The sequence below is a fragment of the Fluviibacter sp. genome (assembly GCF_057744235.1).
In genome coordinates this window covers 1-24,923 of sequence record NZ_JBIJFP010000022.1, presented here as the reverse complement: position 1 = coordinate 24,923, position 24,923 = coordinate 1, and the positions used below count along the sequence as shown (strand labels likewise).

Annotated in this window: 26 protein-coding genes; 3 read left to right on the top strand and 23 right to left on the bottom strand. The window is 57.6% G+C overall.

What is annotated here, in order from left to right; translation table 11 throughout:
• Positions 1-154 precede the first annotated feature (154 nt).
• From AC3GOJ_RS09205 to AC3GOJ_RS09180, 6 genes are all read right to left on the bottom strand, one after another.
• Positions 155-460 (bottom strand): addiction module antidote protein, encoded by a 306-nt coding sequence (locus AC3GOJ_RS09205; RefSeq protein ID WP_488237167.1) that lies wholly within the window; start codon positions 458-460, stop codon positions 155-157.
• A gap of 112 nt (positions 461-572) precedes the next feature.
• Positions 573-743 carry a type II toxin-antitoxin system RelE/ParE family toxin gene (locus AC3GOJ_RS09200; RefSeq protein ID WP_488237166.1) on the bottom strand — a complete coding sequence of 57 codons (171 nt, stop codon included), beginning with the start codon at positions 741-743 and terminating at the stop codon, positions 573-575.
• 112 nt (positions 744-855) lie between these two features.
• Positions 856-1,293, bottom strand: a complete 438-nt coding sequence (locus tag AC3GOJ_RS09195) for a nucleoside deaminase (RefSeq protein ID WP_488237165.1) — start codon at positions 1,291-1,293, stop codon at positions 856-858.
• A 26-nt stretch (positions 1,294-1,319) separates the two neighbouring features.
• Entirely contained in the window at positions 1,320-1,826 is a 507-nt protein-coding gene (locus tag AC3GOJ_RS09190; protein ID WP_488237164.1) for a tetratricopeptide repeat protein, read from the bottom strand.
• 2 nt (positions 1,827-1,828) lie between these two features.
• On the bottom strand, positions 1,829-3,274 hold the full coding sequence (locus AC3GOJ_RS09185) for a protein adenylyltransferase SelO (protein ID WP_488237163.1): 1,446 nt from the start codon (positions 3,272-3,274) through the stop codon (positions 1,829-1,831).
• 30 nt (positions 3,275-3,304) lie between these two features.
• Positions 3,305-3,562: a hypothetical protein gene (locus AC3GOJ_RS09180; protein WP_488237162.1), complete on the bottom strand. Its 258-nt coding sequence runs from the start codon at positions 3,560-3,562 to the stop codon at positions 3,305-3,307.
• 195 nt (positions 3,563-3,757) lie between these two features.
• Between AC3GOJ_RS09180 and dksA the strand changes: the two genes are divergently transcribed.
• Entirely contained in the window at positions 3,758-4,246 is a 489-nt protein-coding gene (gene dksA / locus AC3GOJ_RS09175) for an RNA polymerase-binding protein DksA (RefSeq protein WP_488237161.1), read from the top strand.
• 95 nt (positions 4,247-4,341) lie between these two features.
• Here dksA and pnp read toward each other — a convergent pair whose 3' ends face one another.
• The 14 genes from pnp to AC3GOJ_RS09105 all read right to left on the bottom strand — a co-directional run bounded on the left by pnp (position 4,342) and on the right by AC3GOJ_RS09105 (position 19,433).
• On the bottom strand, positions 4,342-6,444 hold the full coding sequence (pnp, locus tag AC3GOJ_RS09170) for a polyribonucleotide nucleotidyltransferase (protein ID WP_488237170.1): 2,103 nt from the start codon (positions 6,442-6,444) through the stop codon (positions 4,342-4,344).
• A 153-nt stretch (positions 6,445-6,597) separates the two neighbouring features.
• Complete coding sequence (gene rpsO / locus AC3GOJ_RS09165; protein WP_488237160.1) at positions 6,598-6,867, bottom strand: 30S ribosomal protein S15; 270 nt, start codon at positions 6,865-6,867, stop codon at positions 6,598-6,600.
• Between the two features lie 119 nt (positions 6,868-6,986).
• A complete protein-coding gene (gene truB / locus AC3GOJ_RS09160; RefSeq protein ID WP_488237159.1) occupies positions 6,987-8,048 on the bottom strand; it encodes a tRNA pseudouridine(55) synthase TruB in 1,062 nt (353 codons plus the stop codon).
• Positions 8,014-8,418: a 30S ribosome-binding factor RbfA gene (rbfA, locus tag AC3GOJ_RS09155; protein WP_488237158.1), complete on the bottom strand. Its 405-nt coding sequence runs from the start codon at positions 8,416-8,418 to the stop codon at positions 8,014-8,016. Before rbfA ends, truB begins: the two co-directional genes overlap by 35 nt.
• A 2-nt stretch (positions 8,419-8,420) precedes the next feature.
• Entirely contained in the window at positions 8,421-11,243 is a 2,823-nt protein-coding gene (gene infB / locus AC3GOJ_RS09150; protein ID WP_488237157.1) for a translation initiation factor IF-2, read from the bottom strand.
• 11 nt (positions 11,244-11,254) lie between these two features.
• Positions 11,255-12,745, bottom strand: coding sequence for a transcription termination factor NusA (gene nusA, locus AC3GOJ_RS09145; RefSeq protein WP_488237156.1), 1,491 nt, complete (start codon positions 12,743-12,745; stop codon positions 11,255-11,257).
• A gap of 30 nt (positions 12,746-12,775) precedes the next feature.
• Positions 12,776-13,213: a ribosome maturation factor RimP gene (rimP, locus tag AC3GOJ_RS09140; RefSeq protein ID WP_488237155.1), complete on the bottom strand. Its 438-nt coding sequence runs from the start codon at positions 13,211-13,213 to the stop codon at positions 12,776-12,778.
• Positions 13,214-13,338: 125 nt separating this feature from the next.
• Entirely contained in the window at positions 13,339-14,454 is a 1,116-nt protein-coding gene (gene rluB / locus AC3GOJ_RS09135) for a 23S rRNA pseudouridine(2605) synthase RluB (protein WP_488237154.1), read from the bottom strand.
• A gap of 5 nt (positions 14,455-14,459) precedes the next feature.
• Entirely contained in the window at positions 14,460-15,002 is a 543-nt protein-coding gene (gene scpB / locus AC3GOJ_RS09130; RefSeq protein WP_488237169.1) for an SMC-Scp complex subunit ScpB, read from the bottom strand.
• 64 nt (positions 15,003-15,066) lie between these two features.
• Positions 15,067-15,924, bottom strand: a complete 858-nt coding sequence (locus tag AC3GOJ_RS09125; protein ID WP_488237168.1) for a segregation and condensation protein A — start codon at positions 15,922-15,924, stop codon at positions 15,067-15,069.
• Between the two features lie 119 nt (positions 15,925-16,043).
• Positions 16,044-17,240, bottom strand: a complete 1,197-nt coding sequence (locus AC3GOJ_RS09120; RefSeq protein WP_488237153.1) for a tryptophan--tRNA ligase — start codon at positions 17,238-17,240, stop codon at positions 16,044-16,046.
• A 7-nt stretch (positions 17,241-17,247) separates the two neighbouring features.
• Positions 17,248-17,886 (bottom strand): site-2 protease family protein, encoded by a 639-nt coding sequence (locus AC3GOJ_RS09115; protein WP_488237152.1) that lies wholly within the window; start codon positions 17,884-17,886, stop codon positions 17,248-17,250.
• Positions 17,887-17,944: 58 nt separating this feature from the next.
• Positions 17,945-18,571, bottom strand: coding sequence for an L-threonylcarbamoyladenylate synthase (locus AC3GOJ_RS09110; RefSeq protein WP_488237151.1), 627 nt, complete (start codon positions 18,569-18,571; stop codon positions 17,945-17,947).
• 13 nt (positions 18,572-18,584) lie between these two features.
• Positions 18,585-19,433 carry a 3',5'-nucleoside bisphosphate phosphatase gene (locus AC3GOJ_RS09105; RefSeq protein ID WP_488237150.1) on the bottom strand — a complete coding sequence of 283 codons (849 nt, stop codon included), beginning with the start codon at positions 19,431-19,433 and terminating at the stop codon, positions 18,585-18,587.
• Positions 19,434-19,504: 71 nt separating this feature from the next.
• Between AC3GOJ_RS09105 and AC3GOJ_RS09100 the strand changes: the two genes are divergently transcribed.
• Both AC3GOJ_RS09100 and hslO read left to right on the top strand, forming a co-directional pair.
• A complete protein-coding gene (locus AC3GOJ_RS09100) occupies positions 19,505-20,026 on the top strand; it encodes a gamma carbonic anhydrase family protein (protein WP_488237149.1) in 522 nt (173 codons plus the stop codon).
• Between the two features lie 17 nt (positions 20,027-20,043).
• Positions 20,044-20,997 carry an Hsp33 family molecular chaperone HslO gene (gene hslO, locus AC3GOJ_RS09095; RefSeq protein WP_488237148.1) on the top strand — a complete coding sequence of 318 codons (954 nt, stop codon included), beginning with the start codon at positions 20,044-20,046 and terminating at the stop codon, positions 20,995-20,997.
• Here the strand turns inward: hslO and AC3GOJ_RS09090 are convergent.
• The 3 genes from AC3GOJ_RS09090 to AC3GOJ_RS09080 form a co-directional block, all read right to left on the bottom strand.
• The gene (locus tag AC3GOJ_RS09090) at positions 20,989-22,398 is read right to left on the bottom strand and encodes an FAD-binding oxidoreductase (RefSeq protein WP_488237147.1); all 1,410 of its coding nucleotides are present in this window, start codon (positions 22,396-22,398) and stop codon (positions 20,989-20,991) included. The genes hslO and AC3GOJ_RS09090 overlap by 9 nt on opposite strands.
• An 11-nt stretch (positions 22,399-22,409) precedes the next feature.
• Entirely contained in the window at positions 22,410-23,750 is a 1,341-nt protein-coding gene (gene rimO / locus AC3GOJ_RS09085) for a 30S ribosomal protein S12 methylthiotransferase RimO (RefSeq protein ID WP_488237146.1), read from the bottom strand.
• A gap of 27 nt (positions 23,751-23,777) precedes the next feature.
• Positions 23,778-24,923 (bottom strand): efflux transporter outer membrane subunit (locus AC3GOJ_RS09080; RefSeq protein ID WP_488237145.1); only part of this gene is annotated, 1,146 nt, incomplete at its 5' end.

Below are 24,923 nucleotides of genomic sequence, written 5' to 3'. Positions count from 1 at the left end.
TAGTTCGCCAGTAAAGATGTGAGTAATGCTTCAGGTACGTCGTGTTTCTTGCTGCTCATGGTGCCTCCGGTCAATACGGCAGTTTCCTGCCAAATGACCGTTTACACAAAATTCAGGACACCCTCGCGGCAAATTGCTCTGCTTGTGCTTGCCATTAAACATGCGTCGGCTTTGCCACAAGCTTTACACCTAAAGCTGTACGAACACGTGCAATGGTTTCAAAGCGTGGCTGGGAGCTTGGGCGCAGTGCTTTGTAAAGCGCTTCCCGTGTGAGGCCAGAGGCCCGGGCGACTTCTGTCGTACCTCGCGCCCGTGCGATTACTCCAAGGGCATGGGTGAGTTCGGCGCCATCATTCTCCTCAAGCACACTCGTCAGATACTGCGCAACGACTTCATTTGTCTTCAGGTACTCAGCCAGATCAAATTCCGGTAGATCGGCGATATTGATTCGTTTATTCATGATTAGCCCCTTCCAGAGTCTTAGATAGCGCGATAGCCTTGGCGATGTCGTCTTTTTGCGTAGACGTATCGCCCCCACCCCGCATGACAATCAAGGTCCCATCGCACTCCACCTAGTAGAGCCGCCAGCCTGGTCCGAAAAACTCAGGCATTTCGAACACGCCGTCACCTACGGGTTCAACGTCTCCCAATAGGCCACGCTGCGCTTTATCGAGGCGTTTCGCCAGACGAATACGCGTAAACCCGTCTTTAATTCCGTTAAACCAGAGGTCAAACTCTGGCATTCGTTTGATTCTATAGATGTCTATACTGTAATCACTTGTTCACGTTTTTCAAGTAATAGCTTATGGATCATGCTAGACCGCGAAAGTCTTACCAGATGAGCCTCTCAAATTTTTACACCCCGATATCTTCGTTCCAGAGCGTCGGCTTGGCGGCAATGAAGTCCTGCATCAGGGCGATGCAGGTCGGGTCCTGGATGACTTCCACGGTCACGCCGCGGGAACGAAGTAAGTCTTCCTCGCCCATAAAGGTCAGGCTTTCTCCGACCACGACTTTGGGGATGCCATAAAGCAGAATCGCACCGGTACACATGGAACAAGGCGATAGCGTGGTGTAGAGCACGGATTCCCGATAGACCTGCGCCGGTAATCGACCGGCGTTTTCTAGGGCATCCATTTCGCCATGCAGAATGGCACTACCCTGTTGCACCCGACGGTTATGGCCCCGGCCGATAATCTGGCCGTTATGAACCAGCACCGATCCGATGGGAATACCGCCTTCGCTCAAGCCTAACCGGGCTTCTTCGATAGCTGCCTGAAGAAAGAGGTCCATATCAATATTCCATACCCGGTGTTTAGTTATCGGCCAAATCCATCCGTCGGGCGGCCACACCCGACCCCGGTGCATTCGTATTTCTTCACTTTTTTCGATTGTGCAACCGGCGCCTGGGGCTTTTCAACCGGTACGCCCAGTTCGGTCAGAAACTCCGCTGCTCGCGCGGACCCGGCCTGTGCGGCTTTCTGCATGAGCGCCATGCCACCCTTTTCATCTTCCGGAGTACCAAGGCCGGCCAGTTTGCTGAGTGCCAGCTGATACATGCCGCCCGGGTAGTTTTGGTCGGCGGCGCGTTTGAACCAGTACACGGCCAGTTCGGGGTTTTTGAGGATACCAACGCCGGTCATAAAGGCCATGCCGACTAATACCTGGGCTTTGGGGTTACCCTCTTCGGCGGGCAGCAAGCAATAGCGGTAGGCCCCGTTTTCATTACCGCCGCGGATGATGTTCTCACACTCGGCCATGCTGTCGGCCCAGACGGCCTGGCTGAACAGGGGCAGGCAGCAGATAAGACATTTAACCAGGCGCATCGTTATGTGCCGCAATAGGTAACATAGGGTCGGGCATCCGGTGCCGGTGCCCGGGTGTAGATAGATCCGGCGTGACGCGGGTCAAACGGTGCCTGGATGACCTGGTGTAGCTGGCTGAAAGGTTGGAGATCACCCTTTTCTTCCGATGCGTCATCCAGCGCGGCCTGCACCAGCTGATTGCGCGGGATCACCACCGGGTTGACCTGCTGCATGAGTTGCTGCGCAGCCGGCATACCACCAGGCTGACTGCGGATGAGCTCGCGCCAGCGCGATACCCATTCACTGAAGGCCACGTCGGTTAGGGCATCATGCGACAGCTGGACAAAGGTGTTGGTCATATCGGCACCGGCGTGCCACATCTGGTCCAGCAGTTCGCCAGCCAGCCGAACCGCGTTGCGGTCTGGCGTGGGGATGCCGACTTTACGGCAGAGGCCACTGTGCCAGTATTGTTGATAGAGCCCGGGATATTCGCCAATGGCCTTTTGTGCCAGTTGCAGCGCTTCGTTCTCGTCGGTATGCAATACCGGCAACAGGGCTTCAGCCAGGCGGCTCAGGTTCCAGTGCGCCATGCGCGGCTGGTTGGCGTAACTGTAGCGAGCCTGCCGGTCAATCGAACTGAACACCGTGGATGGATCGTAACGATCCATAAAGGCACAGGGGCCGTAGTCGATGGTTTCACCGGCAATGCTCATGTTGTCGGTATTCATGACTCCATGCACAAAACCCACCTGCATCCAGCAGGCCACCAATGCCGCTTGTCGATCAATCACGGCGTTGAGGAATGCATGATAAGGATTGGCACTGTCGCGTGCTGCCGGGTAGTGGCGGTCGATGGCGTAGTCGGCCAGCGCCCTGACAGCCTCGTCACCCTGGGTGGCGGCAAACTCGAAGGTCCCCACTCGGATGTGGCTGGCAGCCACGCGAGTGAGCACGGCACCAGGCAAGGCAGTTTCCCGATAGACGGCTTCACCGGTGAACACCACCGCCAGGCTACGCGTGGTGGGTATACCAAGGCCGTGCATGGCCTCGCTGATGAGGTATTCCCGCAACATGGGGCCTAGCGCTGCACGCCCATCGCCCCGGCGGGCATAGGGTGTTGGGCCCGATCCTTTGAGCTGGATATCAACCAGTTGTCCATCGAGTGTTTGTAGTTCGCCGAGCAGGAGCGCACGACCATCACCCAGGATAGCAAAGCCGCCAAACTGATGGCCGGCATAGGCCTGAGCAATGGCAGGCAGACCTTCAACAAAGGTGTTACCGGCGAGCAGCTGCACGCACTCCGGCGACACCAGTTGTGCGGGATCTAGCCCCAGGCTCTGGGCCAGGGCATGATTGAGCACAATGAGCGCGGGTGAGCGCACCGGACGGGGCGTGAGCTCGCTAAAGAAAACCGGCGGCAAGCGCCGATAGCTCTGCTGCAGCGCTGCCCCCGCTAGCGTGCTAGTCAAACAACCCATCTGCTAGTGATTGTGAGGCAGTTAGTTCAGGGTCTGCTTCAGTTCATAGGCGACGGATTCGGCTTCCACCATATCCATGAGCTCGTCCATAAATTCATCGCTGACGTTGTTGGTCCACGAGCCTTCGACATCGCTGGTGACCATGGGTTCGAAGGTCAGGTCCAGATACTGCTCCGGCCCGATCTTCAGAACACCGATACCGTCTTCGGTTTCAATGATCTGCCACTCGTCCGGTACAGTCATTTCAAGTTCGATGGTGACGCTGAGTTTTTTTGCCATGATGATGCTCCTTGGTGAATGCTGCACATCATAGGCCAACCCTGCACAATGGCAAGCCACAAAAAAATGCCAGAAGCATCGTAAGGTGTTGATGACAAATAACCTTCATATATTTAGGGTGTGGCTGTGTTAGGATTAAGGGTTTTCTTATTACCCGAATCACCTTTTGTCTTTTTTGCCCACTCACTAGAACTCATGGCAACTTCAAAAACTGCAAAGCCGGCCGCCAAGGCCACCAAGCCAGCACCGACCCCAGCCAAGAGCGTTAACAACGGTTCGTCGACGTTCCAGCCTTACGTGCCCAAGAAGGGTGAGGAATACATGAGCAAAGAGCAGCTTGCGCACTTTGCCAATATTCTAGATAGCCTGAAGAACGATCTGATGGCTGATATCGAGCGTACCGTACATACCATGCAGGATGAGCAGACGGTATTCGCTGACCCCAACGACCGCGCCAGCCAGGAAACCGATATGGCTCTGGAGCTGCGCAACCGGGATCGCGAACGTAAGCTGGTGAAGAAGATTGAAGAAACGCTGGATCGCATCAAGGCCGACGACTATGGCTTCTGCGACAAGTGCGGTATCGAGATCGGCATCCAGCGCTTGGAAGCCCGCCCGACCGCGACGCTATGCATTGATTGCAAGACGCTGGAAGAGCTGCGCGAGAAGCAGGTCGCCAAATAAGCGCTTAGGTGGCTCCCAGCAAAAAGGCCAGTCTTGCGACTGGCCTTTTTTACTAAGACAGGTTAGGCAGCCGTAACTGCCCTTCCCTTTTTACCTCAGGCTGCGGGCGGCGCGGCTTCGATCAACGCCTTCATCGAAAGCTTGATACGACCACGGTCATCGGTTTCCAGAACCTTAACGCGAACAACCTGGCCTTCTTGCAGGTAGTCTGACACCTTCTCAACACGCTCGTTAGCGATTTGCGAGATGTGCAGCAGACCATCCTTGCCTGGCAGAACGTTAACGATGGCACCGAAGTCCAGCAGCTTCAGCACGGTGCCTTCGTAGATGGCGCCGACTTCGGCTTCAGCCGTAATGGCCTTGATGCGGGCAATTGCCATGTCAGCAGCTTCACCGCTCGTCGAAGCGATGGTGATGGTGCCGTCGTCCTGGATATCAATGGTGGTACCGGTTTCTTCGGTCAACGCACGAATCACGGCGCCGCCCTTACCGATCACGTCACGGATCTTCTCCGGGTTGATCTTCATGGTGTACAGACGCGGCGCGAAGGTCGAAACTTCCGTACGGGCTTCACCCATGGCGTTCTTCATCAGGCCGAGGATATGCAGACGGGCTTCACGGGCCTGGGCCAGTGCCACCTGCATGATTTCCTTGGTGATACCCTGGATCTTGATGTCCATCTGCAGTGCAGTGATACCGTTTTCAGTACCGGCCACTTTGAAGTCCATGTCGCCGAGGTGATCTTCGTCGCCCAGGATGTCGGTCAGCACGGCAAAACGGCCACCGTCCTTGATCAGGCCCATGGCGATACCGGCCACGTGATCCTTCAGCGGTACACCAGCATCCATGAGCGACAGGCAGCCGCCGCAGACCGAGGCCATCGACGACGAACCGTTCGATTCGGTGATTTCCGAAACCACACGCATGGTGTAGCTGAACTCTTCCGGCGACGGCAGCACCGGCACCAGGGCACGCTTGGCCAGACGGCCGTGGCCGAGTTCACGGCGCTTGGTGCCGCCCATACGACCGCATTCGCCGGTGGCGTACGGAGGCATGTTGTAATGGAACAGGAACCGATCTTTATACTCGCCCATCAGCGCGTCGATGGTCTGCTCATCACGGCCGGTACCCAGCGTGGCCACAACCAAGGCCTGGGTTTCGCCACGGGTGAACAGTGCAGAACCGTGGGTGCGCGGCAGAATGCCGTTGCTGATTTCAATCGGGCGAACAGTGCGGGTGTCGCGACCGTCAATACGCGGTGCGCCCGACAGGATGCGGCCACGAACAATGCCGGCTTCCAGATCGAACAGGATGTTACCAACGGTATTGGCATCCGCCGCCGTATCACCGGTACAGAATTGTGCTTCGGTATCCGCGTAGATGTTCTTCAGGTGCTGACTACGAACCTGCTTGCTAGTTTCGTTGTAGGCAGCTTCCAGACGCGGCTTGGCGTAGGTGCTGACCATATCGATCAGGGCTTCGTCCTTCGGTGCTGGCTGCCAATCCCATTCTGGTTTACCGGCGGCTTCGACCAGGCGATTAATCATCTGGATCACGGCCTGTTGCTGTTCGTGACCGAACACCACGCCACCCAGCATCACGTCTTCCGGCAGCATCTGGGCTTCGGATTCCACCATCAGCACGGCGGCTTCGGTACCCGAGACGATCAGATCCATTTGCGAGGTCTTCATCTGTGAAGACGATGGGTTGATGACGTATTGGCCATCGATGTAACCCACGCGAGCGGCACCCACCGGGCCGTTGAACGGAATGCCCGACAGCGCCAGCGCTGCCGATGCACCGATCAGTGCAGGAATGTCGGAATCCACTTCAGGATTGATCGACATCACGGTGGCAACGATCTGAACTTCGTTGTAGAAACCTTCCGGGAACAGCGGACGCAGCGGACGGTCGATCAGACGCGAAGTCAGAGTCTCCTTCTCCGAAGGACGGCCTTCGCGCTTGAAGAAGCCACCGGGGATCTTGCCGGCGGCATAGGTCTTTTCAACATAATCCACAGTCAGCGGGAAAAAGTCCTGACCCGGCTTGGCTTTCTTGGCGCCAACCACGGTGACCAGCACCACGGTGTCGTCGTACGACACCATCACCGAACCGCTGGCCTGACGGGCCACATGGCCGGTTTCCAGGGTCAGGGTGTGGGCTCCGTACTGAATACTTTCGCGTGCAATTTCAAACATGCTCATGCTTTATCTTCCTCTCGACAACAACACATCTCTTAATTAACGATCAATCAATATTCGATCAACAACGACAACAGCAGTACTGCAACAAAAACAAAACGGGCGCCCTCGTTTGAGAACGCCCGTCATGCTTAAACGGCGGACACGTAATTACTTACGTAGGCCCAGACGACCAATCAGTGCACGGTAGCTATCCAGATTGGTACGCTTCAGATAATCCAGCAGCTTACGGCGACGGCTCACCATGCGCAATAGACCGCGACGCGAGTGGTGATCCTTCGAGTGTTCTTTAAAATGCGGGGTCAGGTCGTTGATGCGTGCGGTCAGTAGTGCAACCTGAACTTCGGGCGAACCAGTGTCGCCTTGAGCACGTTGGTAATCGCCCACGATTTGAGCTTTGTTCTGAGCATTCAGCGTCATATCAAACTTTCCTTTAAGTGACGAATGCGCCCCAGTTTGAGAGAGCAGCATTCAGGTGATCCCTGATGGGACAGAAGCGCTTTTGCCGAAATGGCGCAAGCGAAGAATCTATAAGTATATCAAGAATTTTCAGTGGAAACCAAACGAACCGGCTGAATTTTCTGGTCTTTTCCGCTGGCCACTACCTGCCCGACGCCGATAAAGCGCCCCTGCAGATAAAAGCGCACCTGGGCACCTACGGTGAAAGTCTGCTCTGCTTCCACCTGAAACGGGTTACCGTGACTGCAAAGGACGGCCTGTTTATCGGTCACATTGAGCCTGATCAGGTTCTGCACAAGAAAATCGGCTGGATGCAGCAAAGTGGCCTGCATCAGGGGCCCTTCTGCAATCGTGGATGGCTCCGGGTTAATAGCGGTGCTTTCGGCCACCAGTTGCGCCAGCGTTTTACAGCCTGTCACCGAGACCTCGCCCACCCAGGTACGGCGCAACGCCACCAGATGGGCCAAACTACCGACCGCACGGGCCACATCTTCAGCCAGCGTACGGATATAGGTGCCTTTGCTGCAACGGACCGACAGATCAGCGGTGGTCACCTGCCCTGCGGCGTTAACCACCACATTGCTCCAGGCGAGCTCGCTTAAATGAATTTTTCGGGGCTGGCGTTCAACCTCGATACCGGCACGGGCAAGTTTATAGAGCGGCTGCCCGTCGCGCTTGAGCGCGGAATACATAGGGGGAATCTGTTCCGAATCCCCTTCGAAAGATGCCAGTATGGCTTCCAGCTCAGCTGGCGTTGGCAGGGATTCACAGGTTTGGGTCACCGAGCCGGTGAGATCCCCGGTATCGGTGGTTGTGCCGAAAGACAGCGTCGCCAGATAGCACTTATCGGCGTTCAGCAGATCGGCGGAAAATTTGGTGGCTTCGCCCAGACAAAGCGGCAGTACGCCGGTGGCAAACGGGTCCAGCGTGCCAGTATGACCGCCTTTGCTGGCACCGAACAGACGGCGCACCCATTGCAGCGCCTGATTCGAGGTCAGACCCACGGGTTTGTCGAGCAGAACCACACCATTCAGCGCGCGCCACTGGGACGGCCGCGGAATCTGTGGAATGGTGGGCAGCGTTTGCAACGCGTCCTGCAACAACGGTTTAGTCTCGATCTGCGTCTTTAGGACTGTCGGCATCTTCCGCCGTGCGCGATACCGCGGTATCGATCAGCGACGAGAGGCTGATGCCGCGCTCAACGGAGGTGTCGTACTCGAAGTGCAGTTCAGGCACCGTGCGCAACAACAATTGACGCGACAGCTCATGACGCAGAAAACCCGAGGCCCGCTTCAAGCCCTTGGCCAGGGCTTCACGTTCGGATTCGGCCACCAGCGCGGTGTAAAACACCTTGGCATGGGCGTAATCCGGTGTCACTTCCACGGCGGTCACAGACACCTGCTGTACACGCGGATCGCGAATTTCTGCCCGGATCAACTCAGACAGATCGCGGCGGATTTGCTCCGCCACCCGATCCGTCCGGGCAAACCCGCGCTGAGGACTGCGTTTCATCGTTACAGCGTCCGAGCCACTTCCAGAATTTCGTAGGCTTCCAGCTTATCGCCCACCTGGATGTCGTTGAAGTTCTTGAGCGACAGACCGCACTCGAAACCTTCACGGACTTCCTTAACATCATCCTTGAAGCGACGCAGCGAATCCAGCTCGCCATCGTGTAGCACGATATTGTCGCGCAGCAGACGGACACGGCAGTTACGCTTGACGATGCCTTCCTGGACCATACAACCGGCGACAGCGCCGATCTTCGGTACACGGAAGATTTCGCGGATTTCGACCAGACCCAGATTCTGCTCCTTGCGTTCCGGCGAAAGCATGCCCGACAGGGCTGCCTTGACTTCGTCAACGGCGTCATAAATGACGTTGTAGTAACGAATATCGACATCCATGCCTTCGGCAATCTTGCGGGTGTTGGCGTCAGCACGGACGTTAAAGCCAATGATGACGGCCTTCGAAGCAGATGCCAGATTGACGTCGCTTTCGGTAATCCCACCCACGGCAGAGTGAATCACATTCACGCGGACTTCATCGGTCGACAGCTTCTGCAGCGATTGGACCAGTGCTTCCTGCGAACCCTGAACATCAGCCTTGATGATGAGCGGCAGCGTTTTGACTTCGCCTTCCGTCATCTGCTCCATCATCGATTCCAGCTTGTTCGCCTGCTGGCGAGCCAGTTTCACTTCACGGAACTTGCCCTGACGGTACAGGGCGATTTCACGCGCCTTGCGTTCATCGGCCAGCACCATGGCATCTTCACCAGCTGCCGGCACATCGGACAGACCCAGAATTTCAACTGGAATCGACGGACCCGCCGAATCAATCGGATTACCATTTTCATCCAGCATGGCGCGGACGCGACCGAAGACCGAACCGGCCAGCAGCACATCGCCCTTGTTCAGGGTGCCCTGCTGCACCAGCATGGTGGCAACCACACCGCGACCCTTGTCGAGACGGGCTTCAATGATCAGCCCCTTGGCCGGTGCTTCGACCGGTGCGGCCAGTTCAAGCACTTCGGCCTGCAGCAGCACCTGCTCCAGCAACTCGTCGATACCCTGACCCGATTTTGCCGAGACCGGCACGAACGGCGAATCGCCGCCGTATTCTTCGGGCACAACTTCTTCTGATACCAGTTCCTGTTTGACACGGTCCGGGTTGGCTTCCGGCTTATCCACCTTGGTAATGGCCACAACAATCGGTACACCGGCTGCTTTGGCGTGGTGAATCGCTTCGCGCGTCTGCGGCATCACGCCGTCATCGGCGGCACACACCAGAATCACGATATCCGTGGCCTTGGCACCACGTGCACGCATGGCCGTGAAGGCTTCGTGACCCGGGGTATCCAGAAAGGTGATCATGCCGCGATCGGTTTCCACGTGGTAGGCACCGATATGCTGCGTAATGCCACCGGCTTCGCCGCTGGCCACGCGGCTGCGACGGATATAGTCGAGCAGCGAGGTCTTACCGTGGTCAACGTGGCCCATCACGGTCACTACCGGGGCGCGCGGCTTGGCTTCCACATCCACGTGATCGGTCACGTCGTCGAGGAAGGCATCCGGATCATCCAGCTTGGCGGCAAGCGCCTTGTGGCCCATTTCTTCAACCACAATCATGGCCGTATCTTGATCCAGCACCTGGTTGATCGTGACCATGGAACCCATCTTCATGAGCGCCTTGATGACTTCGGTGGCTTTTACCGACATCTTGTGGGCCAAATCGGCGACGGAAATAGTTTCCGGCACATGGACTTCACGCACGACCGGTTCGGTCGGCGCGTTGAAGGAATGCGCTTCATCGGACGACGACTGATGACGCTTGTCACCCTTCTTGCCGCCCATCTTCCAGTTGCTACCACCGCGGCCCGGGGCATTACTCTTCTGGTCACGGCCGCCCTTGGCGCCGCCACCGCGACGGTCGTCACGGTCATTACGATCTTTGCTATCACGGCCGCCATCACGACGCTGGTCGTCTGGAGCAGTCTGTGCCGCCGATGTTGCCGCCTTGCGGCTTTCTTCGGCAACCTTCAGTGCAGCCTGTTTGGCTGCAGCTTCTTCACGCAGACGCTGCAGTTCCTTCTCGCGGTTTTCGCGATCGACGCGGTCCTGCTCCTGACGCGCACGCAACTGTGCGTAACGATCTTCTTCTGCTTTACGGGCAGCGAGTTCTTTCTCGTCCAGGAATGATGCTTTTTTCGTGCGCTGAACAACAGTCTTGGCCTTGGGCTTTTCTTCAGCTGCCTTTTCGGGCTTGGCTTCGACAACAACGTCGGATTCTGCGACAGCGACAGGTTCAACCACGGGCTCCGGTGCTGCTTCGACAACCGGTGCTAGGTCAACCACGGGTTCGATCACAGCTTCGACAACGGGCTCCTGTGCCACTTCCACTTCCACGACCGGCGCTGCCTCAACCACAGCTTCCACAACCGCTTCGATCACTGGCGGAACAACAGACGCCACCGGTGCGGCAGGCGCTTCGTTCGTAGCCGGTGCCGCAGCAGGCGCTGCAACATCAACGGCTTCCGGCGTATCGCGCTTGACCAGCACACGCTTTTTACGCACTTCCACCTGCACGGTACGGGTTTTACCCGTAGCATCCTGAGCCTTGAGGGCCGATGTCGATTTACGGGTCAGCGTAATACGATTCGATGCCGCCTGGGCTTCACCGTGTGAGGCACGAAGAAACTCGAGCAGGCTGTTCTTGTCGGCAGCCGACAACGTATCCGAGGTAGCTGACTTCTTGAGGCCAGCCTTGTTGAGTTGTTCCAGCAGCACTTCTGCCGGCATTTTGAGTTCACTGGCAAACTCGAGGACAGTATTATTTTCCATGAGTTCTCCAATCACTTATCAGATGCATCATCAGCAAACCAGTGCGCACGGGCTTCTGTAATCAGGGTTACCGCAGCAGCCTGGGTCAGGCCGGTCATTTCCACGAGTTCATCGGTCGCCAGATCGGCCAGATCATCACGCGTCTTGACGCCGGCTTCGGCCAGCTTGACGGCGATGGCTTTTTCCATACCCGGCAGGTTCAACATGTCTTCAGCCACGTCTTCCAGCTTTTCTTCAGCGGCAATCGCTTCGGTCAGCAGGGCGTTACGGGCACGCGTACGCAGTTCGTTGATGAGGTCCTCTTCCAGACCTTCGATTTCCATCATTTCGTTGAGCGGCACGTAGGCGACTTCTTCCAGCGTTGAGAAGCCTTCGCTGATCAGCAGATCAGCCAGCGCTTCATCAATGTCCAGCTTTTCAATGAACAACAGACGGGTCGTAGCCGACTCGGCTTCGTTCTTGCGCTGCGACTCTTCCGGCGTCATCAGATTGATGGTCCAGCCGGTCAGCTCGGAAGCCAGACGCACGTTCTGACCACCCCGGCCAATGGCGATGGCCAGGTTGTCGTCGTCAACGACCACATCCATGGCATGACGCTCTTCGTCAACGACGATGGAGGTCACTTCGGCCGGGGCCAGTGCATTGATCACGAACTGGGCAGGATCTTCTGACCAGATGATGATGTCGACGTTTTCACCGCCGAGTTCGTTACGCACAGCGGTCACACGCATACCACGCAGACCAACGCAGGTGCCAATCGGGTCGATACGTGCATCCTTGCTCAACACGGCGATCTTGGCGCGCATGCCGGGGTCACGGGCGGCCGCCTTGATTTCCATGAGGCCGTCTTCGATTTCCGGCACTTCAAGTTCGAACAGGCGGCTGATGAATTCCGGTGCGGTTCGCGACAGAATGATCTGCGGACCACGGGCAGCACGATCAACGCGCAGCAGGAAGGCCTTGACGCGGTCGCCCGGACGCAGGTTTTCACGCTGGATCATCTGATCGCGCGGCAGCACGGCTTCGATCTTGCCGACTTCAACGATGGCGTTACCACGTTCCATGCGCTTGATGGTGCCGGTCACAAGGTGTTCACCACGCTCCAGGAAGTTCTGCAGCAGCGCTTCGCGTTCAGCGTCGCGGATTTTCTGCAGGATGACCTGCTTGGCTGCCTGAGCACCAATACGACCGAAGTCGATGGGTTCCAGCTCTTCTTCAATGAAGTCACCAACTTCGATGTCGGCGTGCTGTTCACGGGCTTCGCTGATCGGTAGCTGCGCGTCTTCATTTTCAAGATCGGCGTCTTCCACCACTTCCCAGCGGCGGAACGATTCATGCTCACCGGTGGCGCGGTCGATCACGACGCGGACATCAGCTTCCAGGTTCATCTTCTTGCGTGTGGCCTGCGCAAGCGCGAGCTCCAGAGATGCAAAAACAATTTCCTTGCTGACGTTCTTCTCGCGGGCCAGCGCGTCGACCAGCAATAGAATTTCACGAGTCATCTTGGTGTCCTTTCCTCTGTAGCGCTCAAATCAAAATTTCGGAACAAGGCGAGCCTTGTCAATGTTGGATAACGGGAAGGTGATGCTGTTTTCACCAAGCTCCAGTTCTACCTGGTCACCTTCAATGCCCTTCAACGTCCCGTTGAACTGACGGCGTTCGCCGATCGGCATGCGCAGCTTGATCTGCACCTGGGAACCGGCAAAACGGCTGTAATCGGCTGGCTTGACCAATGGACGATCCAGACCCGGAGACGAAACCTCCAGACGGTCGTAATCAATGTTCTCCACCTGGAACAGATGGGTCAACTGGTTGCTGACCGTGGCGCAATCTTCCACGTCCACACCACGCGGTTTTTCAGGGGCGTCAATAAACACCCGCATCAGACGGCTACGCGGCGACAGCTCCACCATGACGAGCTCATAGCCCAGACCGGTGACGGTTGATTCGATCAGTTCCTGCAGACTCATGTGAATAATCGGAAAACACAAATAAAAAAAGGGCATAAAGCCCATCACGCCAGAATTGGCTGTACCGCCCGGCTGCGCGCTATTTCGCGCCACCCGGCGATACGGGAATTTTTAAAACTTTGTGATTATAAAGGATTTTTTGACTTAGGTCGAGGCGTACTGCGCGTGTCGCTACGTTTTGGTGCAGCGCCGTGACCCTGAGAACGGGCCTGGGCACGCCCACGGGCAGCCGGCTTGCCACCCGGACGGCCGGAACGTACTTTCTGGCCGACCTGGCGCGATGGGCCTTCGGCTTCGGCACCCAGCGATTTGACCAGCTTTTCCACATCTTTTTCGTCCACCATCAAGTGGTGGCCGCGCTTAAGGCGGGGCGGCAGGATGAACGGGCCATAACGCACACGGATGAGGCGGCTGACCGTACGGCCAACCGCTTCAAACAGGCGGCGGACCTCCCGGTTACGGCCTTCGGTAATGGTAACGCGGTACCACTGGTTGGCACCCTCGCCGCCCGCATCTTCGATGCTTTTCAGCGCGGCCGGGCCATCTTCCAGCTCAACGCCTTTCTTCAGCTGATCCTTGGCTTCATCATCCATCGGTCCCAGAACCCGCACCGCATATTCACGCATCATTTCATGACGCGGGTGCATCAGGGCATTGGCTAGCGCACCGGAGGTCGTGAACAGCAGCAGTCCGCTGGTGTTGAAATCCAAACGGCCAACGGCGATCCACTTGCCGCCGCGCACGCGTGGCAGGTTGGTAAACACATTCGGGCGTCCCGCCGGATCGCTACGTGACACAATCTCGCCTTCGGGCTTGTGATACAGCAGTACCTGCGGTGCACGTGTTGCGCCATGCAGGTTCACCAGACGACCATTCACCTTGACACGATCCCCCGGCAACACCCGCTGACCCAGGGTCGCAGGCTCACCGTTCACCTGAACGCGGCCAGCGGCAATCCACTCTTCCATTTCACGACGGCCACCCAGGCCCGATTGAGCGAGCAACTTCTGCAAGCGCTCGCCGGCATCGGCCGAGGCCTTCCGAGCAGGTGCCGGGGCGAGTTCTTCTTCCCCGAAAAAGTCGTCGCTGTCGTTATCAAATTCGTTCTGCAGCTCGGGGGGTACGGCGAGTTTTGCCACCGGCTTACGAGCATGCGATGCGGTCGGACGCGCGGCAGCTTTGCCCGAAATGGTTTTGCCAGCAGCCTTGCGGGGTGCGGCGGGTTTACGAGGTACAGACATCAGATTCAGGCTCCGGGCAGACCTTCGAGGGCGCCCTGCATGGTTTCAAGGGGTGGAAGTTCGGACAGACTGCGCAGACCCAGATCATCCAGGAACTGACGCGTAGTAGCATACAGCGCCGGGCGGCCCGGCGTTTCGCGATGACCGACGGTATCAATCCAGCCCCGCTCTTCCAGAGTACGGATGACCTGTGTTGCCACAGTCACCCCGCGAATATCTTCGATATCCCCACGCGTGACCGGTTGACGATAGGCAATAATGGCCAGTGTTTCCATCACGGCACGCGAGTAGCGTGGTGGCTTTTCGGGGTTCAGACGATCCAGATGCGGCTGGATATTGGCATGAGTGCGGAAACGCCAGCCGTCAGCCAGCGCCAGCAACTCGCAGCCACGATTCTGCCAGCGCTGTTGCAGATGGGCGATGGCCTGGAGAATTTCGTCAGCGGCCACGGTGTCGTCGAACAGGCGGCGCAAATGCTCCATGTCCAGCGGACCCGTCGAGGCCAGCAGCGCGGCCTCAACGATGCAGGCCAGGTCCGCCACATCCATGACGGGGCCCGAGGTAACACCGCCCTCGGTGCTTTCAACCAGTTCGGTCAGGGAACGCTGCTCTTCAGACATCCTCACCCTCCTCCTCTGCTTCATCAAAGGCCGGCGGTGCCTCGAACATGGACTGTTCGGGCACATCAGTCGGCAGACGTACGTAAATCGGTGCAAACGGCGCGGTCTGTGTCATTTCCAGCAGATGTTCCTTGCACAGCTCAAGCAAGGCAATGAAGTTGACCACAACTACCGGCACCCCGCCGCTGACATCAAACAGCTCGGCAAATTCGGTATAACCGTCCTTGCTGCGCAGGGTACGCAGAATCAGCCCCATGTGTTCTCGGACCGACAGCTCTTCGCGGGCAATCTTGTGGTGCGTATGCAGTTTGGCCTGACGCACTACCGACAACCAGGCCGCATGCAGATCATCGGCCGAAACGTCGGGATGACGGACTACGGCTTCCTTATCGACCCACACATTCAGCCACTGGAAATCAACTTCGGCCTTGGGCAACTCATCGATTTCGCGCGCGGCGAGTTTCATCTGTTCGTATTCGATCAGACGACGGACCAGCTCGGCACGGGGATCTTCGGCCTCTTCTTCGAAATCGGCTTTCGGGCGCGGCAGAAGCATGCGCGATTTGATTTCGATCAGCATGGCCGCCATGACTAGGTATTCCGCCGCCAGTTCCAGATTCTCCGAGCGCATGGCTTCGACGTAATCCAGATATTGCACGGTGAGCGTTGCCATCGGAATATCGAGGATATCGACGTTGGCTTTACGGATCAGATACAGTAACAGGTCGAGCGGCCCTTCGAATGCCTCGAGCATGACCGACAAGGCATCCGGCGGAATATATAGATCCTGAGGCATGTCGACAATCGGCTGGCCATAGAGCATGACCCGCGTTTCGCCATTTTCCACCATCACCTGAATCGCCTGTTCGTAGGGCGCCTCGGTAGATGCCTCTTCACTGGCCGCGGACTGACCCGGCGGCAACATCGGTTCTTCGGGTTGCTGCGATTCGATCGACATCAAGGGACCTATCAGCCCGTCAAACCCATGACCGCACGAACACGCGACATGGTTTGATCGGCCAGCGCACGGGCACGTTCGGCACCGTCACGTAGAATGCGGTCGATCTTCTCCGGCTCAGCGGCGAGTTCGGCCGCACGCGCACGCATGGGCGCCAGCACGGTATTGATGCCTTCGGCTACTGCGTTCTTGCAATCGATACAACCGATACCGGCCGAAGTACAGCCCTCGGTCACCCACTGTTTTTTGGCATCGTCGCTGTACACCTCATGCAGCTGCCAGACCGGGCAGTTCTTGGGATTACCCACATCGGTACGGCGCACGCGGGCAGGATCGGTGGGCATGGCTTTCAGCTTCTTCGCTACGTCCTCCGGCGCTTCACGCAGGCTGATGGTGTTGTTGTAGGACTTGGACATTTTCTGCCCATCCAGCCCGGGCATTTTAGAGGCCTTCGTCAGCAATGCAGCCGGTTCCACCAGAATGGCTTTACCCGAGCCTACCAGCCAGCCCCACAACGATTCCTTGTCGCTGGCGTTGAGCACATCAGCGCCGGCCAGGAAGGCTTCAGCCTGGGCCAGCACTTCCCGTTCACCCTGCTGCTGGTAACGCTGGCGCAGCTCTTTGTAGGGCTTAGCGGCCGGTCCAAGTTTTTTGAGGGCAGCAATCACTTCCTGCTCGAATTCCGGCGTACGACCATACAGATGGTTGAAGCGACGGGCGACTTCACGTGTCAGTTCGATGTGTGGCACCTGATCTTCACCCACCGGCACGTGCTTGGCGTCGTACACCAGAATATCGGCCGATTGAAGCAGCGGGTAACCCAGAAATCCGTAGGTCGACAGATCTTTATGCGACAGTTTTTCCTGCTGATCCTTGTAGGTCGGTACGCGCTCCAACCAGCCTAAAGGTGTCATCATAGACAGCAACAGATGCAGCTCGGCGTGCTGAAGCACTTGTGACTGCTGGAAAATGATCGACTTTTCCGGATCCAGGCCGGCGGCCAACCAGTCGATGACCATATCCCGCCCGGCCTGCGCAATGTTCTGCGGGGCATCGTAATGCGTGGTGAGTGCGTGCCAATCCGCTACGAAGAATAGACATTCGTAGTTGTCCTGCAGACGGACCCAGTTTTCCAGGACGCCATGATAATGGCCCAGGTGCAGGCTCCCCGTGGGGCGCATGCCGGAAAGTACGCGTTCAGCTGACATCAGTGACTCAGAGGAAAAAAATCGTTGAAATGAGGCGACCTGCCAGCTGGATCATCGGCATGATAATGATGCCAAGGATACCCGTGACGAGCAGCAGTAACAGAATCGGCAGGCCGTAGGGTTCGCTGCGGCCATAACTCTGGGCTGCCGCCGGCGGCAACAGGCTGAACAGCACGCGGCCGCCATCGAGCGGCAGAATGGGTACCAGGTTAATCGCCATCAGCATCAGGTTGATGGATATACCGATGCGCGACATCTCTTCGAGCGGGACGCTGAAATACGTGTTTGTCGACAGACCGAGCTTGAGCAGAATCGCCCAACCGAAAGCCATTGCGAGGTTAACGCCAGGCCCGGCCAGCGCAACCCAACGCATGTTCTCACGCGGGTGACGCAGACGGCTGTAATCCACGGGCACCGGTTTGGCCCAGCCAAACAGAATGCCGCCGAACAACAGTGTGGCCGCCGGCACGAGGATCGTGCCCACCAGATCGATATGGCGTATCGGATTGAGACTGATACGGCCCAACTGGTATGCCGTGGGATCACCGAAATAGCGCGCCACATAGCCATGCGCCGCTTCATGCAGCGTAATGGCAAAAATCATCGGTAAGGCCGCAATGGCCAGCAGGGCAATGTCAATATTCATAGAAAGTCCAATTAACCTGCGATTCTAACAGAGCCAACCCAGTGTGCCGCCAAGCGCATCAACCCAGCCCCAGCGGTGCCAGAGGACCGTGGCCGACCCGCATGACAGTGGGCGGCATTTCACACAGATCAATCACGGTGGTGGGCTCGGTACCGCACCAGCCGCCTTCAACCACCAGATCCAGCTTCGCTTCCAGCCGTTCCTTGATCGACCAGCCATCACTGAGCGGTTCTTCATCCCCGGGGAGCGTGAGGGTTGTGGTGAGCAAAGGTTCACCGAGCACCTCAAGCACGCCCTGCATGATGCGGTTATCGGGGATACGCAGCCCCAGGGTTTTACGTTTGGGATGCAGAATTCGGCGCGGCAGTTCCTTGGTACCTTCCAGCACAAAGGTGTAGGCACCCGGGGTGGCCAGCTTGAGTAGACGGTACTGGCTGTTGTCGACACGGGCGTACTGGCCGATGTCGGACAGATCCCGACACATCAGGGTCATCAGGTGGTGATCATCAATGCCACGGATTTTGCGGATCTTGTCGAGGGCAGCCGCATCCCCCAGATGACAGGCCAGCGAATAACAGGAGTCTGTCGGCAAGGCCACAATGGCACCTTCGCGCAGCATTTGTGCCGTTTGATCGAGCAAACGCTTCTGGGGCGTCTCAGGATGAATATTAAAGTAATGCGTCACAAATATATTCCAATCAACTGTTTTTCCAGGAATTCCATACGGGAACTACACCCTCTGGCAACGGCAGACTACGCCCCAGATCGACGTAGCTTTCATTTGGCCCATGAAAATCGGAACCCTGCGAGCCCATAAAGGCGTAATGCCGGGCCTGACGGCCAAAATGCGCGATCTGCTCAGGCGTATGGCTACCTGAGGCTACCTCGATCGCCTCGCCACCAAGGTCACGAAATGCTTCAAAAAGCTTGCCCAACTCTTTGTTAGACATACGATATCTTCCCGGGTGGGCAATTACTGCAACACCGCCAGCGGCACGAATCCAGCCCAGCGCTTTTTCCAGCCTCGGCCAGGGGTGCTCGACATAGCCGGGCTTACCCGGCGTGAGATAGCGATCAAAGACCTGTTTGACCTCACGGCAGGCACCCATTTCTACTAGCGCGCGGGCAAAGTGCGCCCGTGAGACGAGTTCGGGATTGCCGACATAGGTCATGGTTTTATCCAGAATGCCGGTAAAACCGACCTTCTCCAGTTCCGCAGCGATGCGCCCCGCTCTGTTGGCCCGTCCTTCGCGGATCTCGTCCAGCCCTTTAACGAGAGTGGGATCTTCCGGATCGATCTGCAAACCGACGATATGCACGGAATGGTCGTTCCATTCCACCGAGATTTCGGTGCCCGGAATCAGTTCGATACCCAGGCTTTTAGCCTCGGCAGCGGCTTCGGGTATGCCGGATAGTCCATCGTGGTCGGTGAGCGCCAGCGACGTAACCCCGTTGGCATGCGCCCGCGCCACAACAGCAGCGGGTGGCAACATGCCATCAGAGGCTGTGGAGTGGCAATGCAGATCGTAACGGGCTTCTTGTGTCATTGTGGCTTTATGTGTTTGAAGGATCAGCATAAAATGCTGCACCGCCCATTTTACTGGAATAAGGCCCTGCCATGAGCTGCTATCAACTGGAAGACCGGATACCGCAAATCAACCCGAGTGCATGGGTTGCCCCGAACGCCGTGCTGATTGGCAGCATCCAGTGCGCTGCAGAGGCTTCGGTCTGGTGGAACGCCGTACTACGTGGTGATAACGAACCGATCGTGATTGGCCCTCGCAGCAATGTACAGGATGGCTGCGTGTTTCATACGGACCCGGGCGCCCCGCTGACTATCGAGGCGGATGTGACCATTGGCCACAAAGTGATGCTGCACGGATGCCGCATTGGCCAGGGCAGCCTGATCGGCATCGGCACTACGATTCTGAATCATGCCGTGATTGGTGAACACTGCCTGGTGGGCGCCGGCACACTCATTCCCGAACGCAAGGTGTATCCGCCCCGCTCGCTTATCATGGGAACGCCCGGCAAGGTGGTGCGTGAACTCACGGATGAAGAAGTCGCTCGCCTGATCAACAGTGCCGCCAAGTACGTCCAGAACGCCGCCCGCTACCGGCAACATCTGAAAGCGCTCTAAGCGGTTGAAATCCGCCAATGACACCCAAACTAGCAGACAACCCTTCAAAGAAAGATTTCATGCTGCGCGAAACAGACCGTTTTGTACGATTCCATTTTCCCGAACTCTCGATCCGGGGTGCCTGGGTGCATCTGGATGAGAGCTATCAGGCGCTGTGCAAAGGTCGCAACTATCCCGCGGCAGTGAGCCATATGCTGGGCGAACTGGCCAGCATTACAACGCTGATGGCCGGCCAACTCAAACACCCCGGTCGACTCACCTTCCAGACCCGCGACCCTGGCCCGATAAGCCTGCTGGTAATGGATTGCACCGACAAACTCGGCCTGCGCGGCACGGCCCAATGGCGCCCGGAATATCTGGATGAACTGCAGAACCCGAAGGCACCCTGCCTGAATCGCCAGGATGGTAGCGAAGAAAGCCGTCTGGTCATGACGCTCGACGCACACCAGTTCAGCAACCCCTGGCAAAGCCATGTGCCACTCGTTGGCCAGTCACTGGCTGAAGCCTTTGCGCATTATCTAGTGCAATCCGAACAGCAACCGACCGAACTCTTTCTGGCGGCCAACGGCCAGCAGGCGGCCGGACTATTCCTGCAGAAAATGCCGGGCGCTGATGACGCGGATGAAGATGGCTGGAATCGTCTCTGCCAACTTTTCGGCACGCTCACCGAAGAAGAGTTGCTCAGTCTGGACCCGGGCGATTTACTCACCCGCCTCTTCCCGGAGGAACTGATCAGTCTGGCACCCGGCCAGGCCGTGCATCACGCCGGCGAACGCAACTGGGACAAAGTTCGCGACATGTTGCGTAGCCTTGGGCAGCCGGAAGTGGAATCGATCCTCAAAGAACATGGCGCCGTGGTCATTAACGACGATCTGAGCAATCTGGAATACCGGTTCAGCGCAGAAGATATTGCAGCCCTGTTTGCACCGCCTGCAGGCAGCACAACTTCTGCCGGGCAAACCCTACACTAAAACTTTGCCGGGGTTCATCAAGCCCTTGGGGTCAAGGGCTGATTTAAGCTGACGCATTAACGCCATGCTGCCTGCGGGCGCATGCTGTGCCAACCATTCGGGCTTGAGCTGGCCAATGCCATGCTCGGCGGCAATCGACCCCCCCAGGCGATCAACCACGTCGTAGACCACCGCATTAGCGGCTAGGCTCTGCTCGATCAGTGTGGCATTTTTAGCCGGGTCGGCATACGAGAGATTGAAGTGCAGGTTGCCATCGCCAATGTGACCAAAGGCAACGATACGCAACCCGGGGAAGTGTTGATCCAGCGCGGCAGAGGCTTCTTCGATGAAACGCGGCAACATGGAAATCGCCAGGCCCACATCGTGTTTGATAGAGAGCCCTTCCCGCTTTTGCGATTCGGCCAGGCCTTTACGAATGGCCCAGATCTGCGCCTGCTCGAGGGCGGCTGTGGCGATATAACCGGGAGTAACCCCTGCGGTGGCACAGGCCTTCTGCCAGGATGTGAGCAAGGTCTGCAGGAAATCGGCATCATGTGCCGATACTTCGATCATCAGAGCCCAGGCCTCAGGCCAGTTGCCAGCCGCTTGTGGCAACACGGCTTCCGGCAAATGCTTACGTACGAGCGACAAGGCGGTTGCCGAGATTAATTCAGCCGCGGTCTGCGCCCCGGCAAACACAGTCTGCGCCAGCGCATGGCGTTCAACCGCCGACTGCACATCTGGCAGATCCTGCCAGATCAGTGCGCGCGCTGCGGGCAACGGATAGAGTTTCATGGTAGCCGCGGTAATCAGCCCCAATGTGCCCTCGGCCCCGATAAAAAGCTGTTTGAGGTCGTAGCCGGTATTGTCTTTGCGTAAGCCGGAGAGTTTGGACCAGATCGTGCCATCTGGCAGCACCACTTCCAGCCCCAGACATAAGTCGCGGGTCATGCCATAACGTAATACCTGCAGGCCACCTGCGTTCGTGGCCAGCGTACCGCCCAGGGTGGTGAGATGCCCGGCACCGAGCGTGAGCGGGTACAGACGATCTGCCGATTCTGCGGCCGTCTTCAATGCGTCCAGCGTCACACCGGCCTCGGCCGTGATGCTGAAATTGGTAGCATCGATACTGCGGATGCGATTCATCCGCGTCATTGACACAACAACGGCGTTGCCCGATTCATCAGACGTTGCCCCACCACAAAGACCGGTATTGCCACCCTGCGGCACGATAGGCACGCCTGCCGAGGCACAAAGACGCACGACTTCAGCCACCGCTGCGGTAGTCGCCGGCAATACCACGGCCTGCGCACGCCCCTGATAGCGCCCGCGCCAATCCCTGAGATACGGCGTCTGCGCGTCTGGTGATGTCAGCACCTGATCGGCACCCAGGCATTGCTGTAGTTGTGCGATCAGGGTCATAGTCTGGTGTATTAATTCACCGATGCCGACAACAGTGGCTCGGCATAAAGATCATGATCATCCGCATCGATGATGCGAACGGCGATCCGGTCGCCCGGTGCGCAATCGGTAAAGCCCATGACCTGTACAACGCCATCGATGTCCGGGGCTTCGCGCCAGCTGCGGCCAATGGCACCCTCTTCATCCACTTCATCGATAACAATCACTTCTTCATTACCGATGCGTTGCGCCAGTTTTTCCGCCGAGATATCCGCCTGGAACTGCATCAGGCGCATACGGCGTGATTCACGTTCTTCTTCCGGCACGGCACCTGCCAGTTCATTCGCCGGCGCGCCGTCTACGGGCGAGTAGGCAAAGGCGCCTACGCGATCCAGTTGCGCGGCCTCCAGGAAGCCGAGCAGCTCCTGGAAATCGTCTTCGGTTTCACCGGGGAAGCCGGTGATGAACGTCGAACGGATCACCAGCTCCGGACAAATCTCACGCCAGGCCTTGATGCGCTTCAGCACATTCTCCGACGAGGCCGGACGCTTCATGGCTTTGAGAATACGCTGGCTGGCATGCTGGAATGGAATATCCAGATACGGCAAGATCTTGCCCTGCGCCATGAGCGGAATAATGTCGTCAACGCTCGGATACGGGTACACGTAATGCAAGCGCACCCAGATACCCATCTCGCCCAATGCTTCGCACAAGGCCTGTAGCTGGGTTTTAACAGGACGGCCTTCCCAGAACCCCGTGCGGTATTTCACATCCACGCCGTAGGCGCTGGTGTCTTGAGAAATCACCAGCACTTCTTTCACGCCGGCCTTGGCCAGTGTTTCGGCTTCTTTGAGCACATCACCGATCGGGCGCGATTCGAGATCACCACGCAACGACGGAATGATGCAGAAGGTACAGCGATGATTACAGCCTTCCGAAATTTTCAGATAGGCGTAATGCTTGGGTGTCAGACGCACACCCTGAGGTGGTACCAGATCGGTATACGGGTCGTGCGGCATCGGCAGGTGGTCGTGCACAATACTCATCACCTCATCCAGCGCATGTGGCCCGGTCACAGCCAGCACATCCGGGTGGGCTGTTTCGACAACACCCTCGCGGGCGCCAAGACAACCGGTCACAATCACCTTGCCGTTTTCACGCAGCGCTTCACCAATCGCATCGAGCGATTCTTCTACGGCCGAATCAATAAAACCGCAGGTATTAACAACCACGAGGTCTGCGCCGGCGTAATCGCCAACGATGTCATAACCCTCTGCGCGCAGACGGGTCAGAATACCTTCACTATCGGAGGCTGCTTTGGGGCAACCCAGGCTGACCATGCCAACCTTGGGTGTCTGTGTTTTCTTAGTCATGGTCGGCATTTTACCAACCCCCGGAGCTTATCGTTTAATTTCCGGCTGCCAGCCGCCACCCAGGGAGCGGAAAAGATCCACACTGGCCTGCAGACGGCTGCCCCGGTTGCGTGCGAAAGCCAGACTGGCTTCGTTGGCAACCCGTTGGGCTTCCAGAACCATCAGATAATCCACATAACCGGCCTCATAACGAAGAATGGCGATCTGCTGTGCCTTCGTCGATGCCTCAACCTGCAACGACAGATGCGCTTCGCTTTCCTGGGTCTGCTGGACCGAGGTCATCGAATCCCCCACTTCGGCAAAGGCGATCCGCACGGTGCGGATGTAATTGGCCAGCGCTTCCTGTTGCTTGCCCTTGGCCGTATCCAGTTGCCCGGTCAGTAACCAGCCCGTGAACAGTGGCTGAGTCACACCCAGGGTAGCGGCCCAGACGGAGCCACCGGCCGACAGGAAGTTCGTGAACCCTACACTCTGGGCACCATAGAGACCGGTCAGCGAAAACGACGGAAAGAAGTTAGCCTTGGCAACGCCGATCTGCGCATTGGCTGATACCAGCTGTTCTTCGGCCTTGCGGATATCGGGGCGACCCTCGAGTAGCGCTGACGGTATCCCCGCCGGTGGCACCGGCGGTACAGGCAAACCATCGAGCCCAGTCACAGGAATTTTAAGATCCAGCACACCGGTTAGCACAGCCAGCTGGTTCTGCACAATTGCGCGCTGTCGAATCAGTTCGGACTGGGTGGCCTGCAGACTGGCCAAGGTGGCCGTGGCCTGATTGATATCCAGTGGTGACACCAGGCCGCCGGCCAGTTTTGCCTGGGCAATGCGCAGGGTCTCGCGACGCGTTTGAATCGAGTGCTGGGTAACCTTGACCTGCGCATCAAGTGCTCGCAGGTTCATGTAGGCCTTGGCAACGCTACCTTCAAGTACCAGGCGGACGCTATCGCGATCGAAGACGCTGGCTTTGAGCTGGGCATCCGCCGACTCGACCGAACGGCGAACTTTGCCCCAGAGATCGATCTCGTAGGAGAAACCGGCCGAGCCCTGATAGTTGTTGTCGAGATAATCGATACCACTCGGCGATGCTGCCGCCCCCTGCGAAGCCCTGGTACCGCTGCCTTCTAGCGTGAGACTCGGATACTGCGCAGAACCGGCTTGCAAGGCAAGGCCCTG